At 37.4% G+C, this 21,231-nt stretch carries 13 protein-coding genes; 7 read left to right on the top strand and 6 right to left on the bottom strand.

Annotated elements, in window-relative coordinates; genetic code table 11:
* Positions 1–436: 436 nt before the first annotated feature.
* The gene (locus tag H4J38_RS13870; protein ID WP_182132519.1) at positions 437–1,009 is read right to left on the bottom strand and encodes a TetR/AcrR family transcriptional regulator; all 573 of its coding nucleotides are present in this window, start codon (positions 1,007–1,009) and stop codon (positions 437–439) included.
* Positions 1,010–1,157: 148 nt separating this feature from the next.
* Between H4J38_RS13870 and H4J38_RS13865 the strand changes: the two genes are divergently transcribed.
* From H4J38_RS13865 to H4J38_RS13855, 3 genes are all read left to right on the top strand, one after another.
* Positions 1,158–2,204, top strand: a complete 1,047-nt coding sequence (locus H4J38_RS13865; RefSeq protein WP_182132517.1) for an efflux RND transporter periplasmic adaptor subunit — start codon at positions 1,158–1,160, stop codon at positions 2,202–2,204.
* 1 nt (position 2,205) lies between these two features.
* Positions 2,206–5,247 (top strand): efflux RND transporter permease subunit, encoded by a 3,042-nt coding sequence (locus tag H4J38_RS13860; protein WP_182132515.1) that lies wholly within the window; start codon positions 2,206–2,208, stop codon positions 5,245–5,247.
* A 390-nt stretch (positions 5,248–5,637) separates the two neighbouring features.
* A complete protein-coding gene (locus H4J38_RS13855) occupies positions 5,638–6,438 on the top strand; it encodes an ABC transporter substrate-binding protein (RefSeq protein WP_182132513.1) in 801 nt (266 codons plus the stop codon).
* Positions 6,439–6,550: 112 nt separating this feature from the next.
* Here the strand turns inward: H4J38_RS13855 and H4J38_RS13850 are convergent, their stop codons facing one another.
* Both H4J38_RS13850 and H4J38_RS13845 read right to left on the bottom strand, forming a co-directional pair.
* Positions 6,551–8,548 carry a tetratricopeptide repeat-containing sulfotransferase family protein gene (locus H4J38_RS13850; RefSeq protein ID WP_182132511.1) on the bottom strand — a complete coding sequence of 666 codons (1,998 nt, stop codon included), beginning with the start codon at positions 8,546–8,548 and terminating at the stop codon, positions 6,551–6,553.
* Positions 8,549–8,684: 136 nt separating this feature from the next.
* On the bottom strand, positions 8,685–11,333 hold the full coding sequence (locus H4J38_RS13845; protein WP_182132509.1) for a TonB-dependent receptor: 2,649 nt from the start codon (positions 11,331–11,333) through the stop codon (positions 8,685–8,687).
* Positions 11,334–11,585: 252 nt separating this feature from the next.
* Between H4J38_RS13845 and H4J38_RS13840 the strand changes: the two genes are divergently transcribed.
* The gene (locus H4J38_RS13840) at positions 11,586–13,535 is read left to right on the top strand and encodes a choline BCCT transporter BetT (RefSeq protein WP_182132507.1); all 1,950 of its coding nucleotides are present in this window, start codon (positions 11,586–11,588) and stop codon (positions 13,533–13,535) included.
* On the opposite strand, the gene H4J38_RS13835 is transcribed toward H4J38_RS13840, so the two are convergent.
* The gene (locus H4J38_RS13835) at positions 13,532–14,035 is read right to left on the bottom strand and encodes a MarR family winged helix-turn-helix transcriptional regulator (protein WP_182132505.1); all 504 of its coding nucleotides are present in this window, start codon (positions 14,033–14,035) and stop codon (positions 13,532–13,534) included. The two genes, H4J38_RS13840 and H4J38_RS13835, sit on opposite strands and share 4 nt — an antisense overlap.
* A 205-nt stretch (positions 14,036–14,240) precedes the next feature.
* Here H4J38_RS13835 and H4J38_RS13830 point away from each other — a divergent pair, with 205 nt between their 5' ends.
* Entirely contained in the window at positions 14,241–15,461 is a 1,221-nt protein-coding gene (locus tag H4J38_RS13830; RefSeq protein WP_182132503.1) for an Nramp family divalent metal transporter, read from the top strand.
* A gap of 195 nt (positions 15,462–15,656) precedes the next feature.
* Here H4J38_RS13830 and H4J38_RS13825 read toward each other — a convergent pair whose 3' ends face one another.
* Both H4J38_RS13825 and H4J38_RS13820 read right to left on the bottom strand, forming a co-directional pair.
* Positions 15,657–16,307 (bottom strand): LiaF domain-containing protein, encoded by a 651-nt coding sequence (locus H4J38_RS13825; RefSeq protein ID WP_182132501.1) that lies wholly within the window; start codon positions 16,305–16,307, stop codon positions 15,657–15,659.
* Positions 16,308–16,807: 500 nt separating this feature from the next.
* Entirely contained in the window at positions 16,808–18,652 is a 1,845-nt protein-coding gene (locus tag H4J38_RS13820; RefSeq protein ID WP_182132500.1) for a M2 family metallopeptidase, read from the bottom strand.
* Between the two features lie 637 nt (positions 18,653–19,289).
* On the opposite strand from H4J38_RS13820, the gene H4J38_RS13815 reads away from it, so the two are divergent.
* The gene (locus tag H4J38_RS13815) at positions 19,290–19,925 is read left to right on the top strand and encodes a TetR/AcrR family transcriptional regulator (RefSeq protein ID WP_182132498.1); all 636 of its coding nucleotides are present in this window, start codon (positions 19,290–19,292) and stop codon (positions 19,923–19,925) included.
* A 211-nt stretch (positions 19,926–20,136) separates the two neighbouring features.
* On the top strand, positions 20,137–21,156 hold the full coding sequence (nagZ, locus tag H4J38_RS13810; RefSeq protein ID WP_182132496.1) for a beta-N-acetylhexosaminidase: 1,020 nt from the start codon (positions 20,137–20,139) through the stop codon (positions 21,154–21,156).
* Positions 21,157–21,231: the final 75 nt, after the last annotated feature.

The following is a 21,231-nucleotide window of genomic DNA, read 5'->3' as shown; positions in this document are numbered from 1 at the left end:
AATTTTTACTTTATAAATGATTGGTAAATATATGTTTAGCGTTTATATCATTGCGGCTTTGATTATATATTTACGCTGTTGTGAGCAAATAGATCTATGATATTTATCATCAAAGAACCGAGGATATATCAGGTTATAAACACTGCAGATATAGAGAGTTAAGGGGGGGCAATACAGTTTTTTCTTTTAGTGATGTTATCGAGAAAGGTTTACAAGTAGACGTTTAATTAGCCATAAAGAGATTGAGCAAATATTTTAAAGCCTAAACTATCTCGTTAGTATACTGCTAGCAACACGAGTATTTTATTGACTACTCAAAAGCTTTCAAAATTAATGTGCGTACAAAAATGTTCTTAAGGCAGAGCATTTAGCTGTTGGTTTTATGCAAACAGCAGTTGTTGAGCTCTAAAAGGACTTAAAGTTTTCAGAACGAGAACTAGAGCGGTGATGTTGATGCTTTAAATACCGCCATTAAATTTTCTACAAAGGCATTATTGTTTTGATCTGATACCGATACCGTGATGCCAAATGGCGCAAAATGCAGTGTTTCAGCGAATTCATTTGCGGATAAACCAATTTTGCTAAGTGTTAAACGATTTGCAGAAATTTCTTTATCAATCCTAGAACGAATACTATTTTTGATTAAAATTTCTTCTGCTTCAATAAGGTCTTTGCAGAATGCCTGACCAGCGTGTAATAAATTTGCTCTAACTAAACTACTCGATACGTTATTGAATAAGCCTTCACATCTTTGAATAATAAGAGCTTGGGTTTCCTGCCAAAAATTTTTTTCTGATTTACTGTAGATGTCAATTAGGACATTGTGTTGCTGAAAATGTTTTTCAACAACAGCTCTAAATAGCACTTCTTTTGACTTAAATTGCTTATGTATAGTGACACGCGATATTTCTGCATAACGACTCACCATAGATATACTTGAGGTGTCGTAGCCGTGTTGAAAAAAACAATCCATAGCAGTACTTAGTATTTTATCGGCTGTAATGGGCAAATTATGTGCTCTTAATAATTCAATTATCCACATGTTAACGCGACAGATTACATTTTACAACAAGTTTACATTAGTTGTTAATGTGTAAACCTGTGTTATGATTAGTGAACTTATTTTTTATAATTTAACTGATATTTTTGGGATTAATGTGAATCGAATTTTTATTCTCGCTGCAGTTTTTGTACTGCAAGCTTGTTCTGAACCAAAAGAAGTCACGAAAGAGACTGCACCTTTAGTGGTTCAACTTTCCAATGCTCGGCTGACAAGTTTAGCTAATGATTATGAATTTCCAGCGACAGTTTCTGCGGTGAAAAATGTTGACCTTAAATTCGAAGTCTCAGGGCGTTTAATTTTTGAAAACCTTATTGAAGGCAGTGAAGTTAAAAAAGGTCAGATTTTAGCTAAAATTGACCCTAAACCCTTTCAACGTAAAGTAGAAGAGAGCCGAATACGCCATGAAGACGCGCAACGAAACTTAAAGCGTATTAAGGATGTTTTTGAAAAAAATGTTGCCTCGCAACGAGATTATGATGAAGCTAAGTCTCAGTTCTCGATTACTAAAATCGCCTTAGCAAATGCTCAACAAGACTTAAGTTACAGTACGATAAAAGCGCCATTTGACGCGGTAATTGGTGCTAGATACATTGAGAATAATAGTTTAATTCGCACCGGAGATTCACTCGCTAATTTACAAGATAGATCAGAGCTTTATTTTACTTTTGAAGTACCCGAGCGAATCATGACCGCTAATGTTGGTAATCGTGATGTTATAGCTACTGCTCATATTATTGGTCAGGAAGATAAAGTTTACGACATACATTATGTAGAGCACAAAACTACGCCTGATCCCATTACTCAAACTTATGGCGTAACCTTTGCGCTTGATGGTAAATCAGTTAACTCTTTTTATCCAGGTTCGCGAGCCATTGTTAATATTAAGCAAAATAACAGTAAGTCACAGGCTTTAATCATTCCATTAAGTTCATTAATGGGGAATAGTGACTCAGGCTTTAGTGTATGGCGCTTTGATCAAACTGAAAATAGTCTATCTCTGGTTAAGGTTAATGTTTCTAAGATAAAGGGGGAGTATGCCTTAGTTTCTTTAGGATTAAAGCATGGCGATAAAGTGGTTTCTGCAGCGGTAGGCCAAATGCGTGAGGGGCTTATAGTCAGAGAATATAAGGCGATATATTAAGATGGATATAGCACGTTATTCATTGACCAAACCGGTTAATATTTGGCTTATGTCGATATGCTTTATTATTGGCGGCCTTGTAGCCATGGGTAAAATAGGGCGTTTAGAAGACCCCGCATTTACCATAAAACAAGCTGTTATCTTTACTTATTATCCGGGTGCAAGCGCCGAAAAAGTTGAAAAAGAAGTTACTGAGCAAGTTGAAATAGCGCTACAACAAATGTGGCAATTAGATATTTTAGAATCAGTTAGTAAACCAGGTTTTTCTCGGATAACCATGAAAATACAACCCCACATTGATGGGCCTCTATTACCACAAATTTGGGACGAATTACGCAAACGCCTTCGTGATATTCAGCGCGACTTGCCACTTGGTGCAAGTGCCCCCGTTGTTATTGATGACTTTGGCGATGTTTATGGTATTTATTATGCGTTATCGGCACCTGACTTTAGTGCTGACCAAATGCGAGAGTTTTCCCGTATTATTCGTCGGGAAGTACTCACTGTTGACGGTGTCGCTAAAGTAAAAGTTGGTGGTATTTTAGAGGAAGAAATTGTTGCCACAATTGATAGTTATCAAATTTCTGGTTTAGGGCTTTCTTTTCCTGATATTCAAAGAGTACTGGCTAATAATTTAAAACCCTTCAGTGGTGGTCGTTTATACGTTGGTGATAAAAAAATTAGGATCCCCGTTGAGAGCTCAACTAATAAAATAGAAGAAATAGAAAATTTATCTTTTGTTGTTCCGGGTAAAAATGCCTCAATAAAAATCAAAGATATTGCTGAGTTAAGCCTTCAACCTGTTGAGATCCCAAGTGGCTTAAAACGCTTTAATGGTGAAAGTGCGATAACCCTCGCCATATCTGCACAAAATGATATTAATATCGTTGACGTTGGCTATGAAATTGAGGCTAAGCTTGCACAAGTGTTAGCTAAATTGCCCACGGGTATTAAAGTTTCATCGATTTATAATCAAGCAAAAATAGTTGACGAGTCAGTTGACGGCTTCATTCTAAACTTGGAAATATCGGTTGCTGTTGTAACGCTAGCACTTTGTCTATTTATGGGCTGGCGATCAGGTATTGTTGTTGGTGGCACTTTATTAATTACCGTATTAGGTACCGTATTAATTATGTGGCTTTATGGTTTACAGCTGGAACGTATCTCCTTAGGTGCCATGGTTATTGCTATGGGGATGTTAGTTGATAACGCTATCGTGGTGGCAGAAGGTATGATGCTGCGAATGGAGAAAGGTAAGACGGCAATGGAGTCTGCTAGCTTTATCGTTAAAAGAACACAGTGGCCATTACTAGGGGCTACAGTTATCGGCATAGCAGCATTTTCAGGCATTGGTTTATCAGATGATGCCACTGGAGAGTTTTTATTTTCCCTGTTTGCCGTAGTGCTTATTTCTTTAATGTTAAGTTGGGTACTTGCCGTCACGTTAACGCCTTTACTCGGCAAATATTTTTATCAGATGGGTGATAAAGAAGGTGCTGAAGAGTCGTATTCTTTATTTCATAAAGCTTACCTGATTGTATTGAGAAAAGCCTTGCATTGGCGCGGTGTTACACTGGCGATATTGGTTGTTATCACTATTAGTGCTTACGCGAGTTTTGGTTTAATCAAGCAAGGCTTTTTTCCTCCGTCAAATACACCAGTGTTTTTTGTACATTACTGGGGTCCTCAAGACTCAGATATTCGGGCCACTGAAAAGTATATGAAAGCAGGTGAAAAACTCATTCTTGAAACTGAAGGTATCGAGTCTTTGGCGACATTTATCGGTGAAAGTTCAGAGCGTTTTACCTTGGTGTTTGGGCCTGAATTACCCAATGAAAGCTATGGGTTGTTTTTGATACGAGCACATAACGCGAGCGAAATTCCTCGTTTAGCACATGAAGTCGCTAATAAGTTAAGACAAGCAACCCCTAACGTTAATTTTTACGCTGAAATTATGCAGTTTGGTCCAGGTGCTGGCGCTAAAATTCAGGCAAGGTTTTCTGGTGAAGACCCAGCTATTTTAAGACAGTTAGCAGAACAAGCCAAAGTGATATATTTTGAAGATGGAAAAATTCGTGATATTCGAGATGACTGGCGAGATAAAGGTATCGTCTTATCCCCTGAATATGATGATATAGCTGCAGGAATTGCCGGTGTTTCAAGAAGTGATTTTAGTCAGGCGATTAAGTTTTATACTGATGGTTTGCAAATAGGTCAACTGCAAGATGGTGATTACCTCTACCCAATAATTGCGAGAAATAGCAATACTAATCCTGATCAACTCGCTGGCTTAGAAAACAGTTTAGTGTGGAGCAGTAGCCAACGAACTTATATACCCTTTAAGCAAGTTAGTGGCAAAATGAACTACGCAAGTGAAGAACTACTGATTAATCGACGTGATCGCGTGCGCACCATAACCGTAAAAGCAGAAGCAGGTTATGATGAAACCACAGGAGAAGCTTTTAATCGTACGCAAGGTGAAATTGAAGCCATTACATTACCAGAGGGTTATAAACTTGAATGGGGCGGCGAATATGAATCGTCACGCAAGGCGCAAGCCGCTTTGGGACAAGGTTTACCTCTTGGTTTCTTAGTCATGTTTATTATCAGCGTATTACTATTTGGTAAGGCAAGACAACCGATTATTATTTGGCTGATTGTACCTATGGCGGTAGTGGGAGTTGTTGCTGGCTTATTGATAGCCGATTTACCCTTTGGCTTTATGTCGCTACTTGGGTTTTTAAGTTTATTTGGTATGTTAATTAAAAATGCCATTGTGTTACTGGAAGAAATAGACTTACAGATAATCGAGGGTAAAGAAAAAGCCTTGGCAATTATAGAAGCCAGTTTGAGCCGGTTAAGACCAGTTTCTCTAGCTGCCATCACCACTATTTTAGGTGTTATGCCATTATTACTAGATCCTTTCTTTGCTGATATGTCGGTGACTATTATGGGCGGCTTAGCTTTTGCCACCATTTTAACCATGATAGCAGTACCCGTGCTTTATAGTGTTCTTTATAAAATTAAGGTAGATAAGGTTTAGTTTTTTAGTGTGCTAAAACTTTTTCTATGGATTGAACTAAAACGAGCATTTATTTGCTCGTTTTTTATTCATGCCTCCCTGAAATACACGCTAAGCCTTAGTGTATTTCGGTAATTTCTCCCGCATTACTCTAACAACATCTTTACGTTTTATTTAGTGAAGTCACATCTTCTTTTTTCATCATCAACTACAATTCGAATAGTTGGTTTTTTTTTATACTCATACTGTATGCTGCATTCGTTTTTGTGCTTGATATTCTGGATGTCTAGTTAATTGTTTTTACTATACGCGCACTTAAAGAATGCAACTATATAATTAACATTTCGTTGCCCACTCTGTTAATCTTTGATGAAAGTTTATCGGTATCTCTTTTCACCACAGAGTTTTTGAATGTTTAATATTTTTTCTAAAATTATATTTTGTTTAGTTATTTTTATGAAGGTTTGCTATGCAGAGCCTATAAAAATAGGAATGGCAATAAACCCATTTCCGCCTTATATATTGGGCACTAAATTTTCTCTGCCTAATGAACGGCCGGGGGTAACTGTTGAACTATTAAAGCAGGTTGCAAAAAACCTTAATATCAAATTTAAATTTATCCGTTCTCCTTGGCCCCGCGTACTTTTAAACACTCAATCTGGAAAAACGGATGCTGCATTAGGCTCTAGCTTTAAAGTTGAACGCAGCCATTATGGCGTTTATCCATTACTTGATGGAAAAGAAGATCCTTCGAGAAGTGTTGGTATCCGTTCATATTATTTATATCAAAACAAAGAGAATTCTGTACTTTGGGATGGGGTCCAATTTAATTCAACCAATAAAACATTTGGTGTGATGAGAGGCTACTCCATAGTAAATGAATTAAGGAAAAGTGGGCTAACTATTTATGAAATTGATAGCCAAGAACAATTATTTAGTATGTTAAAAGTAGGGCGGTTGGATGGCGTTATTGATCTCGAGAATTTTTCCGACCAACTGCTTAAGCAGTTCCCTGATTTAGCTACTAATGTGATCAAAATATCCCCACCAGTACGCCAAAAAGCTTATCATTTAATGTTTTCTAAACACTTCGCTAAAAACAATCTTGCTCTAATAGAAAAAGTCTGGGATGAAATTGGTCGACTAAGAAATTCTCCATATTATGAAGAACTGATAGCAAGTTATTTAATGACGACCAAGAAAAAAATGTAAAACAAACTAAAGAGACTAAATGTTAATCGCTGGCATAGATAATAGATTTGAGTGAAGACTGATATTTTACCTCGTCATGGCTCATGAGTGACAATATATTATTTATATCCAGTTAGTCGATATTTAGCACTTTTTTCAATGGTTCTAAATGTTGTTCGAAGTGTCGCCATTGTTCAGTGGCACTTTTATAAATTGGTTGACGAACTTGCTCAGAACTTGGTGTTTTAATGTTACGTTTGGTTTTATGAAAATCAACACATGACTGTTCAAACTCTAAGCCAACAAAATCAAGCATTCTTCGCACTTGTGTTTCTAAATCATCTACTACATCTTCATGGTTCACGGTTAATACGAAGCCGGGTAAAACATCATGCCAATGCGCCATAAGTTTTAGATAAGCTTGATAGTAACGGCCAATGTCTTCTAAGTTATAGCTAAAGTCTTGTCCTTCAGCAAATAACTGTTTAAAACCACTGAAACAGCAAGCCATTGGTGATCGTCTGGCATCTATAATTTTTGCATTCGGTAGTATTAATCTGATCAGGCCGATGTGGAGAAAATTATTCGGCATTTTGTCGATAAATAAAGGCGCTTTTTCTCGATAAACTTGAGTTTCATCAATAAATTGTTGACCAAAACGTTTGAAATAATCGGGGGCAATTTCAGCTAAATTTTTAGGATATTGGGCGTCTTCGTCACTTTGACTTTTACTTCGACCACGAAGCCTTGATGCCAAACCCAGTATATTGTGCAGTTCCATAGTGCCGTCTACTTGGCTATGCGACGCTAAAATTTGCTCAAGTAGGGTTGAGCCTGCACGGGGTAAACCAACAATAAATATAGGATCGGGTGCGTTTAGCCCCAACTTGCCACGGATTTTAAATAGTTCATGAGTACAATACTTTATTTGCTCTGCGACTTGTTGTTCAATTTTGTTGATGTCAAAACCACTGTTGGCATGCTGTAATTCATTGCCTTGTTGATAGGCATTAAAGGCTTGCTCGTAATCCTTTCTGTCTTCAAGGGCTTTACCGGTAGCAAAATGCAGCTGAATTTTATCTATGAGTGCTAAGTCTTTATTATCTTGCTGTGCTTGCATTTGAGCAATTTCGTTATCACTAAAACGGTAAGTTTTAGTATTGGCTAAACTCCAAAAAGCATCACCATAGCTTGGGCTTAACTGATAGGCTTTTTGGTAAGAAATAACGGCTTTTTCTATATCACCTTTGGTTTTAAGAGCATGACCTAGTTGTAGATGAAAGCCTGGCACTTGATCGTTTTCTGCCACCACTTGTTCAAACAGAATTATAGCTTCTTCTATTTTACCTAAACCTGTCAGGGCACTGGCTTTTGCAATCTTAAAACTAAGATTGCTTGGTTGTACTATTAGTAGCTTTTCAACTTGCTGCTCTGCAACTTTGTATTTACCTAAGCGGATAAGTAAATTGAGGTATAGCGAACGCGCATGGATATGATTGGGCTCTAGTTCGAGCGCACTGGCCAGTAAAAACTCTGCATCGTCATAAATTTTTAGTTCTATACCTATTTCAGCGAGCATGCACATGCCATCGACATGGCGCTTATTATTTTGTAAAAAATGTCGACAAATTTGCTCTGCTTTTAATAGTTTCCCTTCAAGCATTAACTCGGTAACAGCGAGTAAGGCAGGGGGTAACTTTTTTAGTTTTTCTAGATGATTTGCCGCTTTTTGGATATTGTTTTGTTGATTTTCGTCACGGTATAGTTGAATCAATGCCTGCCAACTAGCGACTAAGCTTGGGTTGAGCTCTACAGCTTTTTCAAATGATTTCTTAGCCAGAATTTTTTCATTTAACGCTAAATAGATAAAGCCTTTTTCTTGATTTGCTCGACTGTGCTTATTTTCAAGTTTAAGTAATTCATTAATACTGATTAACGCTAGCGGTAATGTTTTTGCATAGCGCTGGGCAACGGCAATTAAATACCATAGCTCAATATTATCTTGTGAGTCTGTGCTTTGCGTTTGTAGCTGTTTACATTGTTTTATAGCTTCGTCGAACTTTGTCGCTTGGATTAATTTTTGAATTGATTTTAATTGGCTTTCAATTGAAGGGTGAGATGTATTGTCCAATGACTTAGCTCCGAAGCAAGTTAGGGTATTATTTATATTTTAGATTTGCGGGTACTTTACAATAAAAAACCGCTTGATACAGATATCAAACGGTTTTTATTTCGATCATATTAACTTTTTAGATTTCGATTACAGCTTAATAAAAGTCGTACGAAAATCTAAAGCCAATTGTACGAGGTCTATTAGAAACAACTTTTGGCGTATACTGTTGAGTATCAACATATAATATTGCACTTTTATCAGTTAAGTTGTCGATGAAAAGCTCAGCTTTCCATTCGTCGTTTGTTACACCAAAGCTTATGTTAGCCAAAACATAACTATCTTGCACATAACGACCACCGGCAAAGGTTTCGCCATTAGTGTCTTGATAGTTAACACCTGAATAAACGTCAGATTCTTTTTCAATACTTAAACCAGAACCTGTACCATAAATTAAATTAGTGGCATCTTCGATCATATAAGCATCCATTGTCATACCAGCAAGTCTTTCGCCGGTATAACTGATTGAACCGTTGATATAACCTGTCATATCTTGTGCAATTGGATAGAAATATTGAGCTTGTAAATTACCTGAAAACTTAGCTGAATACGGTAATCTGCTACCTGCTGAAGGAGCAATACCGTCAAGCTGAGCATTAACTGACGTTAACTCGGTATCTATCAAGCTAAAGGCACCAGAGATAACTAAGTTATCAGTTGCTACCCAACTAAAGTCACCATCAATACCTTTAATTTCTGCATCACCAACGTTATCAGTGAATACTAAGAAACTGATATTAGTTGGGTCATATCGTGATGTTTGTAGATCAGATATTTTTGAATAATAAGCCGTAGCATTGAAGCGAAGTGATTGATCAAACAATGTAGATTTAAATCCTAACTCTATGTTGTCTAAGCTATCAGTCGTTGAGTACACTGGAATACGGAAACCCTCAAAGGCACCTTCTTGATTCGCAGCAGAACCACCACCTACACGGTTGGTAACCGGCGGTCTAAAACCTTCTGAGTATGATGCAAACACCATCATATCGTCATTCACTTGCCAATCAATTGAAGTTTTGATGATAGTATCATCAACGGTTAACTTACCATTACTATCAAGTAAGCTTGTCTCTAATTGACCACTGGCAATAGCGGCTTGAATTGCTGCTGCTTCGTCAGCACCAAAAAACTCAGTTAATGCAGCATCACTGCCGTCACCAAAGGCTTTTAATCTACCACTAACATCAGCTGTTGTAGTTGCACCTTTATAAATGTCATCAATTTGATACCAACGTGCACCAAAACTTGCCGTAACAGTGTCGGTAATGTCATATTCAAACTGACCAAATAAGGCGATTTGATCTATCGTATGAGTTACATCGTTAACGAAGCTCACTTCAGAAGAAAAAGGACCGCCATTACTGTTTATGCCTTCAGTACCGGCAAGCTCTCTGGCTAAATTAGGAAAAAGCTCTGTATTAGCAATTTTAAATTGGCCAACTGTTGATAGTTCTTGCGTATCATAAAATACACCAGCAGTTACACGCCAGCGGTTTTCAGCAGCGGTATTGAAACGAAGCTCATGAGTTGTACGAGAGCTACTGGTTTCTTCTTTGTAAAATTTAGTAGGGTCAAAACACTCTTGTGCTTCAGGTGCACTTGCATAGTTACAAACGTAATAAGCAGAGAACTGACCACCATTGGTATAACCTGTGTAATCAATAGTTGAATTAATATCTCGGTCTAAATAACCACCGGTATAAACAAGGGTAAGGTGCTCAAGACGACCTTCTAATGTCCATGTGGTTAAACCAAAGTCATCATTATTGTTTTCTGGTGTAAAACGGTTTGTTGATGTTTCACCCTCAAGGTTTGGATCATAAGAAAACACACCTTCAGTATCGAGAGACTGTTGCGTATGTTGAACTAATAAATCCCACTCATTATTAATTAAGTAAGATAAGCCAAAACGTGCACCAGAGTAATTAGCGGTGTTAAAATTATCTTCAACTAAGACATCATTTTGTGGAATGGTAACCGAAGTATTCTCAGGATCGGCTAACTTAGCGAAATTAGCTGAAATTCTATCAATAACGACAGCACTACCGGTGTAACCACCATTGCTAGGATCGTTTAATTTATTATCAATCCAACCGCCTTGATGATCATTATAGGCAACAACGCGCACAGCAAGTGAGTCACTTAAAGACATATTAAAGTAAGCTTCGACAGAGTTACTCATATCGCCGCCCTTTGTAGAGCTTGTGCTGGTATCAAAACCTGCAGCGAAACCATCATGTGTTGGCTTGTTGGTAATTAAACGAACCGTGCCTGATTGTGAGCTAGCACCAAAAAGTGTGCCTTGTGGCCCTGGTAATACTTCTATACGTTCAACGTCAGTTGCATAAATATCTAAGTTACGACCTTGCATTGAAACAGGTTGTTCGTCTAGATAAAAAGCAACAGAAGGTTGTAATGCTTGAACTGATGAAACCGAAATATTGGTTTGCGTAGTTGCCGCGCCGCGAATATATATTTCATTTTGACCAGGGCCGGTGCCTTGGAAAACTACGTTTGGTAAAAATTCTACGTATTGGTCAAAATTAGAAACGCCAAGCTTCTCTAAGCTATCACCTGTTAATGCAGTGACAGTAACTGGAATGTCTTGAATTGATTCAGAACGTTTAGTAGCGGTAACTTCAATAGTCTCTATTGATGCTTTCGTCTTTGTTTCTTCGGCATATAAAGAGCCAGATGCTGCTAGCGCTGTTAACACGGCACAGTGCAGCTTAGTAAATTTCATATTGGTTTCCCTTAGAGTTTTATTGTTGAACGGCCAAATACGTTTAGAGTTCTAACTATTGAGACTGTTAGAGCTCTAACTAATTTTAGGCTTTTGCAGTATGATAACAAAATATACGATTTTTTTCAAAAACATAATAAATAGCCTTTTATCAAAGAATCGCGTTAGACGGGCGATTGTTTACATAAGTGACTATTTACACCTTGATTAACAAGATATAATATCAATACAAATTAAATTTAGGGGAAGGCTTTGTCTTTATCCGCCAAGAGTCAATTAAATAAAAAAGTGTTCGTTAGCGCATCAGTTATCATTATTGCTCTTTTACTATATACAGTAGCATTGCCCAAACAGGCTCAAAGCTTGTTTAGCGTAATTCAAACAAGCATTATCGACAACGGCAGTTGGTTTTATGTGCTCACCGTCGCATTTATCTTCTTTTTTGTTATCTTTTTAGGATTCTCACGTTACGGGGATATTCGTTTAGGGCCTGATCATGCGACCCCTGACTATTCTATGCTGACTTGGCTTTCTATGCTGTTTGCCGCAGGAATGGGGATCGGCTTAATGTTTTTTGGTGTAGCAGAACCTCTGATGCACTATTTATCTCCCCCTACGGCAGAAGTTGGTACGATCGCTGCGGTTCAAGAAGCGATGAAAATGACATTTTTTCACTGGGGACTTCATGCATGGGCTATCTACGCCATTGTTGCCTTGGTGTTAGCCTATTTTAGTTACCGTCATAATTTACCCTTAACCTTACGTTCAGCTTTGTATCCTTTAATTGGTGACAGAATTTATCAATGGCCAGGGCATTTAGTTGATGTTTTTGCAGTGGTTAGTACTGTTTTTGGTGTGGCTACTTCATTAGGATTAGGCGCTTCACAGGTTAATGCCGGTTTCGGTTATTTGTTTGGTATTGATGTTTCTACGACTAATCAAATAATAATAATGATTGGCATAATAGGGCTAGCGGTTATATCGGTTGCAACCGGTTTAGATAAGGGTATTAAAATACTCTCTGAAACTAACATGATTTTGGCTGTTATTTTATTAATACTGATTTTTGTGCTTGGTCCTACGGTATTTTTATTACAAGCTTACTTGCAAAATATTGGTGACTATTTAGCCGATATAGTACATAACACCTTTAATTTGTTTGCTTACAAGAAAACAGGATGGATAGGCGGTTGGACTATATTCTACTGGGGTTGGTGGCTTGCGTGGGCACCTTTCGTTGGCTTGTTCATTGCTAGAATATCTCGTGGTCGTACGATTCGAGAATTCATTATCGGGGTAATGCTAATTCCGACCGTATTTACTTTATTTTGGATGACTATTTTTGGTAATAGTGCCATTGATTTAGTGCATAACCAAGGGGTTGTAGAATTAGGCGAGATGGTTAGTAAAGACTCGTCAGTAGCCTTATTTGTTTTTCTAGAAAACTTCCCATTATCGACATTACTGTCTTTCTTTAGTGTGTTGATGATTGTGATATTTTTTGTCACCTCTTGTGATTCTGGCGCAATGGTAGTTGATATGCTTTGTTCACACGGTAGTAATAATACCCCGTTATGGCAGCGTGTTTATTGGGCTATCGGCATAGGCTTAGTTGCTGCAATTTTATTGTTAGCAGGGGGGCTTAATGCGCTGCAAACCATGACTATTGCTAGTGCTTTACCTTTTGCAGTGGTGCTACTGCTTGCCATTGTTGGCTTGATTAAAGCGCTAAGGGTTGAAGCTTTTAAGCAAGAAAGCCAGTTAATATCAGCCGTTCCTCATGCAGGTAATGAAAACAATGATAGTTGGCAAGTGCGGTTAAAAAACATTGTTGATTACCCAAACAAAAGCAATGTTAATAAATTTATTAGTCAGACTATTGTACCTGCGTTTGAATCTGTAGCTGAAGAGTTACAAAAGAATCAAATCAGTGTTGTTGTTTCACACGAAGATGGGTTGAGCTTAATTGTTGATCACGGCGAAGAGCAAAAGTTTGTTTATCGGGTACTTGCTCGAAAACATTCACAGCCAGATTATGTGAATGAAGCCGATGAAGATGAACATAGTTATTATCGAGCAGAAGTGCATCTAGTTGAGGGTGGCCAAGACTATGACATTATGGGCTGGTCAAAAACGGCAGTGATCAATAATGTTATTGATCAATACCATAAGCATTTACACTTTTTACACTTGTTGCGTTAACCCTTGGTAGCGTCAGTTTTATTTATACTACTGGCGCTCATCGCATGTAACTCCAATAAAGGTGCGGCATCAATTTCGTCCGCATCCATCATTTCTGATAATCTTTCCATTGAAGACAATAACTGAGATTGCTCCCATTGCGCCAGGTTAGAGAATTTTTCAATGAAATGTTCTTGTAATGCTTGCGGCGCCTTCAGCAAAATTGCTTTTCCGTCATCGGTTAAATATAAGCTCACTTTACGTTTGTCTTGTGTATCTCGTACTCTTGAAATTAAGTTTTTATTTTCTAACCGATCAATAATATTAGTTACTGTTGCGGGGCTTAAATTAACTATTTTCGCGACTTGACTCGAGTTTATGCCAGACGCTTTATCTATTTCTAACATAATTAATAATTGCGGACTGGTTAAACCCGATGTTTTATTAAGATGTTTTGAATGTAAATCAATCGCACGAATAACTTTTCGTAAAGCGATTAATAATTCCTGATATTTTTCCATAACGATAGGCTTCTAACTGTTAATTGCTGTAGTTTAATCAAAATTATAAGAAGCGACTAGAGAAATCATTAAAATAAGTATGATTAAGTTAATCGGTTTTGTATCAATACAACGAGTTAACCACACCATAGTGTTTTTCAAATTATGAATAGGTATGATGGGGTTAAGTCATTACCGATAAATAAAAATAACAAGGTATGTAAATATGAAGCTTCCAAAAATAGGGCCGGCATTTCTCGTTACGGCAGCATTTATAGGCCCAGGGACGATAATTACTGCATCAATGGCAGGAGCAAATTACGGTTTATCTTTAGTGTGGGCATTACTCTTTGCCATGGTAGCTACCTTAGTTTTGCAAGAAATGGCGGCAAGGCTGGGTATTGTTAGTCAGCAAGGCTTGGGTGAAAACATTCGACAGGCTATAAAGCATCCCTTTATTAAGGTTTGTGTTGTTATGCTTGTTGTTAGTGCGATTGTTGTAGGCAATGGAGCCTACCAAAGTGGCAATATTTCAGGTGCAAGCTTAGGTTTAATAAGTGTTACAGAACAGCTTGGTTGGGAAGTTACTTTTGCCAATACTTTATTTCCGTTATTCATTGGCCTTTGTGCGTTTGCTTTACTTATTACCGGAAGTTACAAGATAATTGAAAGAGCTTTAGTACTTTTAGTTGGCTTGATGAGCGTTGCATTTATCGTGACATTTTTTTTAAGCGAACCTCAATGGCAGCTGTTAATGACCAGTTTTTTTGCCTTTGAATTACCTACAGGCGCAACGCTAACCGTTATTGCACTCATTGGTACTACGGTAGTGCCATATAATTTATTTTTGCATACATCAACGGCAAGTAAAAAATGGCAATCAGTTAAAGACATTTCCACAGCAAGGAAAGACTTATTTGTCTCAATTCCGCTTGGAGCTTTGATATCAGTTGCTATACTTTCAACTGCCGCCTCCGCATTTTTTGGCAAGCAGATAAGCTTGCAAAGTGCTGCCGATATTGCACCTGTGCTGCAGCCGTTATTTGGTGATTCAGCAAGCCTACTTCTTGGTCTTGGTCTGTTTGCCGCTGGTATATCATCTGCGATCACAGCCCCTTTAGCCGCTGCCTTCGCGCTAAGTGGCATTTTAAATTTAGATAAAAACCTTAATGCCTTTGGCTTTAGACTAACTTGGATTATTATTCTAGTTATTGGCGTTGTGGTTAGTAGCGCTGGTTTTAAACCTGTTGCTGTTATTTGGTTTGCCCAGGTAGCAAACGGCATTCTTTTACCGTTAATTAGTATTTTTCTGTTATGGATAATGAATACAAAGGTACTAGGTGTGCATCGTAATAACGTATGGCAGAACATCGCAGCTGCAGGTGTTATTTTTATTACTTTGTTATTGGGCGGGCGAAGTTTGATGTCGGCGTTTGGTTTGTTGTAACTAGTTAGTTTTAACTGTTTCAACAATTGAACAATTCAACAATTGAACAATTGAACAATTCAACACGCAAAAGCCAAACATTACTGTTTGGCTTTTATCTATATAAAACACTCAAGCAGCTCCAAAGCGGCTTTTAAGCTTGCAATGTCTTACAGTTTTAAATGAGACTTATAAATAAAACGGAAAGCGTGAAAATTATTTATCGCCGTCAAACGCTGACTTTAGGTTGTTTGCAAATACGATAAACTTTTCTTTAATCGTTCTTTTAATCGAAACACTTAATGACCCCAATATAACTTTACCTTCTATGGTAATAATAGGGGCTTGCTTCGTCGCCATTGAAGGGGCTTTATTTTCTATACTACTGATAATGCCATAGGTTTTACAAACAACATTTATATTTTCAGGCACGTAAATTTTATTACCTCCTAAAATACAGTTCAATTTAATGGTCACGTGTTGATGTTGAAAAACAGCATCGGTAAAGTCGAGTACTGCTTCGCCCAAAATGCTATTTACCGTGATGGTTTTTGGCACATTCCATTGTCCGCTACGTTCAACATTACCTAAGATACTCTTCAGGTTTAAGCTGTCGTCAGTGTCTGCATTACTGTAGCTAGGGGTAAATTGATGTTCTTTATTATTATTGTATTTAGTGTCTGCTTTTAAGGTTAAATCAGCAACGAGATCGATAATCTCTTGGTGAGAATCACTTCCCATCGCATCATCTAGGCGGCGCTCGAAAGCTTCGGCAGAAATAACCCCATGACTATAGTTAAATATTAATTGATCTATTGTTTCTTCTCGCACTTGTTCGATTGGACGATCTTCAAGAATTACTGACATGTGTCACTCCTTTGCTTATATTTATATTTTGTTAGAACTTCTTATAGAGTTAATATAGCAAAGATGAAGCCATAATATTAAAAATATTTAATTACAATGGGTTAAGATGTTTGACTTTTTTATTTCCTGTGAATAAAACCATAATTTAGTGTAAATAGATAATAATCTGATCAAATGTTAACAGTGTATAAATGTGAATTATCCTTAATATCAGCAGAAAATTTTAAAAGGCTTTGTTCGGAGGAAATGCAGAAAATTTGATTATAATAACTGTAGAATATTAGAGGAACGAGCCGCAGATTATATTTCTTTAAAAGATTAACGCTATGCCAACTCAAGATATTTAATAAAACTCATGACCTTAAGATATAAAGTGAGCCACTGTATTGCATCTAGTATTCAACTAAAAGTCACTTTTTTACTAGAATCACATATAAATACAGATAAAAAAAAGCCGTTAAATTATAAAATTCAACGGCTTTTTTAGAGCTAACTAAAAGTTAAAAGCCACACTGCTTACCTTGGTTTTTGTCTTTTAACCAAGTGTGTAGCGGGGCAAAATAATCAAGGATAGCGGTTGCATCCATTTGCTCATTACCCGTTAATACCTTATAGGCTTGTTGCCATGGTTGGCTTGAACCCATTTCAAGCACGGTATTTAATGCGGCTCCAGCATCTTTGTTGTTATAAATAGAACAACGATGAATAGGGTCGGTATTACCTGAAATTTCACATAAAGCACGATGGAATTCAAATTGCTGAATGTGTGCTAAAAAATAACGTGAATAAGGCACGCCTGCGGGTACATGGTATTTTGCGCCAGGATCAAAAGCATTAGTGTCACGATCAATCGGGGCGGTTACTCCTTGGTATTTTTCACGTAATTCCCACCAAGCTGTATTATAGTTTTCAGGGCTAACTTCACCGGAATAAACTTTCCAACGCCATTGATCAACCATTAAACCAAATGGAATAAAAGCAACCTTATCCAAGGCCATTTTCATTAATAAGCCAATGTCTTTCGACTCATCAGGAATGGTATTAATTAAACCAATCTCTTTTAAATACTTAGGCGTAACTGATAAGGCAATAGTGTCGCCAATGGCTTCGTGAAAGCCGTCGTTAGCACTGTTTTGATAATAAACTGGCTGGTTTTGGTAAGCACGTTGATAAAAATTATGACCTAGTTCGTGATGAATAACCGAAAAATCTTCACCGGTTTTTTGGATACACATTTTAATGCGAATATCATCTTTGGCATTTAGGTCCCATGCTGAAGCATGACATACCACATCTCGGTCGGCAGGCTTGGTAAATAAAGAGCGCTGCCAAAATGTTTCAGGTAATGCTTCAAAGCCAAGCGAGGTGAAAAAGCTTTCAGCGCCTTTTACCATTTTAATTTCATCGTAATTATTAGTGGCAAGTTGTTTGGTAACATCATAACCAGGATCGGCATTTTCTGGTGCGACTAAGTCATAAATATTGCCCCACGATTGTGCCCACATGTTACCAAGTAAATGTGCTGGAATAGGTTGGTCTTGTGGTACTTTATCTTCGCCGTAAGTTTTGCCTAATTCAGTACGTACATAACAATGTAGATCATCGTATAAAGGTTTAACTTGTCCCCATAAACGGTCTAGTTCTTTAGCAAAATCATCTGCCGACATATCGTAATTAGAACGCCACATTGCGCCCAGATCTGCATAACCTAAACCTTGTGCACCTTCGTTACCCAGTTCGGCTTGGCGCATATATAATGGCTTCATGTCAGGACTGATCGTTCGCCAACCTTGCCACATTTCTAACAACTCATCGTAATCACGTGAGGTTGCCATTGTTGCAGTCATCTGGCCTAAACTTAAAGTTTTACCTGACTCAGTGGTGTAATTTCCTTTGCCATACATGCTATTTAATTCAGCACCAATTTTCGCTAACTCTGCCGATTTTACAGAATCTTGCGGTGCGGGCATCACTAAACTTTGTTTTAATATATTGAGCTTTCGACGTTGATCTACGTTTACATCAACAGAGTCAAACTTAGCGGCTTGCATGGCAAATCTTACACCGGCTTCAGTCGATTTTTGATCGGCAGCAGCGGCAAGCGCTGAGGTATCTTCAGTAATAAAGTTTGAATTTATCCAAGCCGCACGACTGCCTTCAGTGTTAAGTTGCACTAATTCAATTTCAGTAGCGGCTAAAAATTTTTCTGCATCTTGCATCGTTAATACCTTGCTCGCCACGCTTGCTGGTTTAACGTCATTTTTTACTGTGTTGTCACCATTACAAGCACTTAGGCTTGTTGCTACTAAGATAGCTGCTGTAGTTAATTTAAATGTTGGTTTCATAAGTATCCGTTTTTGTTTTTATTAGCGCTTAATTTGCGCCTTAGTCAACTTAATATAAGGTCTTGGCTAGTGTAGATTGAGATTAGTATATTGGCAATAGTATTGGCGGTGTTGGATTTGTTGGAAAGTTAATAAATAGGAGGATTAACAAATTTTAGACAAAAAAAAGCTCAGCGAAAGGGATGCTGAGCCATTATATAAAATATACTAGGGAAAGTATGAAATTTGCGCTTCAAAAATCTCTTCAAGAGACGCCTAAATATAATAGCTACATTAGGTGTTTTTAACTGTGCTTTTTCTGTAATAGTTTGTAACCAAGGAAGCGGGGGGATTTGATATAATAACGACTCAGCAATAAAAATGAGTATGTATAATTTTACAGAAAACCAAAGGCAATGAATAAATGCCACAAGGAAAACAGTCATTATTGGAATATTAGCATAAGTGTATTGTTGCTTTTATTACTTTGCTTAACCAGTAACAGTTTGTAATATAGTTGTTGCTCGCCGGTTTTTTGGTTTTATTTTTTTACCTATTATATAGCCAAACGTTAATCCTAGTTGCGTTATTTTAAACGCTTGTTTAAACTGCTTGTATTAATTTGTTGAACTAACTAATACTACGGCGTTATTTAACTATGAGTACGAAGAATAAAATATTAGATGCAGCAGAGAGTTTGTTTGCAGATAAGGGTTTTAACGGCACCTCTCTACGTGAAATAACCAGTCAGGCTGAAGTTAACTTAGCGGCTGTTAATTATCATTTTGGTTCGAAAAAAGAATTAATTAAAGCCGTGATGTCTCGTTATATGAACGAGTTATCGCCGCGTTTAGAAATAGCTTTAACGCAAGTTTGTGAGCAAGATTCACCCAGTCTAATTGAGGTGTTTTCTGCTTTTATCGATCCGCTATTATCATTAAACGATTTTAAAAATAACGGTACCAGTAACTTTTTGCAGCTTTTAGGTCGAGGTTATACTGACAGCCAAGGTTTTTTACGTTGGTTTTTAACTACTCAATACCCAGGTGTTATTGATAATTTTGTTTTAGCAGTACAAAAAGCTTATCCACAGCTAAGTGCTGAAGAGATGTTTTGGCGTTTACATTTCACCATGGGTACAGTCGTTTTTACTATGTCTTCAAGTGACGCTTTAATCGATATTGCTAAAAGTGATTTCGAACGTGATTTGCAAATTTCAGACGTTATCCGTAATGTTATTCCTTATGTTGCTGCAGGTGTTGGTGCACCGATGCCGGTAGCTATCAGAAGTTAATTACTTGATATTTAGTGTTATTTACTAATAAGATAACGCTAAATATTACATACTACTATTATCATGCTTCTATATTTCAGTAATGTAGTTCGAAATCGTTAAAAGCCTAATGCCAATTTCCTAAATTATTAACAGTAAATAGCCTAAGCATCTTTGTTTATTGGCGTTATTTAGGTAGAGTAGCGACATCTTAATTTTTGAAAGTGTTGTTATGGGTCCAGTCATGCTTGATGTGCAAGGCACATCATTGTCTCAAGAAGATAAAGAAATTCTTCAACATCCACTCGTTGGTGGCTTAATTTTTTTTACTCGCAATTATCAATCACCAGAACAAATTGCCGATTTAAGTCAGCAAATTAGAGTCGCGGCAAACAAGCCTATTTTAATAGCCGTTGATCATGAAGGTGGACGTGTACAACGTTTTCGTGATGGTTTTTCGTTGATCCCGGCTATGGGTAAATTATGGCAAATGTCAGCGCAGAATATCACTTTAGCCAAAGAACTTGCCAAACAAAGTGCAATATTAATGGCATTGGAAGTGCAGGCGGTTGACATTGATATCAGTTTTGCGCCAGTACTCGATATTAATAACATTAGCGATGTTATTGGTGATCGCGCTTTTCATCAACAACCTGATTATGTTAGCGAATTAGCCGAAGCTTTTATTAATGGTTTGCATCAAGTTGGTATGAAAGCAACTGGAAAACATTTTCCAGGGCATGGCAGTGTTAAAGCCGATTCTCATATTGATCTACCAATAGATACACGTTCAAGAGCAGAAATTTTCCAGCAAGATTTAACGCCATTTAAACAACTAATAGGTAAAGGTAAAGTTGATGCTTTGATGCCTGCACACGTTATTTTTCCTGATGTTGACAGCCAAGCGGTTGGTTTTTCTCACTATTGGCTACAAAATATTTTAAGAGAACAACTCGGGTTTAATGGCGTAATTTTTAGTGATGATTTATCAATGCAGGGTGCAGCCAGTGTTGGTGGTTATATTGAACGCGCTGAAGCGGCACAAGCTGCAGGTTGCGATATGCTATTGCTATGTAACAACAGAGATGGCTGCGTTGATGTGCTCGATAATGCCAATATTTCAACCTCGTTAGTCGGCGGTGAAAGGCTTAAAAAACTATTGAAAATGCCAGATAAAAATAATAACTGGTCAACGCTTAGTGAAAATTTAGCGTGGCAACAAGCGAGCAAATTGATTAAGAGTTATCGTTAAATTTTAGCTGATTTTGTAAACCGTTGATTAAAAAGCTGCAAACTTTAATAACAAATATAATAGTAATAAATAATA

Source organism: Colwellia sp. BRX10-3 (assembly GCF_014077505.1).
In the GTDB taxonomy this organism is placed as follows: Bacteria; Pseudomonadota; Gammaproteobacteria; order Enterobacterales; family Alteromonadaceae; genus Cognaticolwellia.
Note: the sequence above shows the minus strand (reverse complement) of the source record. Positions and strands in the feature narration are given on the sequence as shown.

What these genes read in the sequence shown, in the direction of transcription:
- H4J38_RS13860 (WP_182132515.1), top strand. Translation starts at nt 2,206, where the DNA reads ATGGATATAGCACGTTATTCATTGACCAAACCGGTTAATATTTGGCTT.
- H4J38_RS13855 (WP_182132513.1), top strand. Translation starts at nt 5,638, where the DNA reads ATGTTTAATATTTTTTCTAAAATTATATTTTGTTTAGTTATTTTTATG.
- H4J38_RS13845 (WP_182132509.1), bottom strand. Translation starts at nt 11,333, where the DNA reads ATGAAATTTACTAAGCTGCACTGTGCCGTGTTAACAGCGCTAGCAGCA.
- H4J38_RS13835 (WP_182132505.1), bottom strand. Translation starts at nt 14,035, where the DNA reads ATGGAAAAATATCAGGAATTATTAATCGCTTTACGAAAAGTTATTCGT.
- H4J38_RS13830 (WP_182132503.1), top strand. Translation starts at nt 14,241, where the DNA reads ATGAAGCTTCCAAAAATAGGGCCGGCATTTCTCGTTACGGCAGCATTT.
- H4J38_RS13825 (WP_182132501.1), bottom strand. Translation starts at nt 16,307, where the DNA reads ATGTCAGTAATTCTTGAAGATCGTCCAATCGAACAAGTGCGAGAAGAA.
- H4J38_RS13820 (WP_182132500.1), bottom strand. Translation starts at nt 18,652, where the DNA reads ATGAAACCAACATTTAAATTAACTACAGCAGCTATCTTAGTAGCAACA.
- H4J38_RS13815 (WP_182132498.1), top strand. Translation starts at nt 19,290, where the DNA reads ATGAGTACGAAGAATAAAATATTAGATGCAGCAGAGAGTTTGTTTGCA.
- nagZ (WP_182132496.1), top strand. Translation starts at nt 20,137, where the DNA reads ATGGGTCCAGTCATGCTTGATGTGCAAGGCACATCATTGTCTCAAGAA.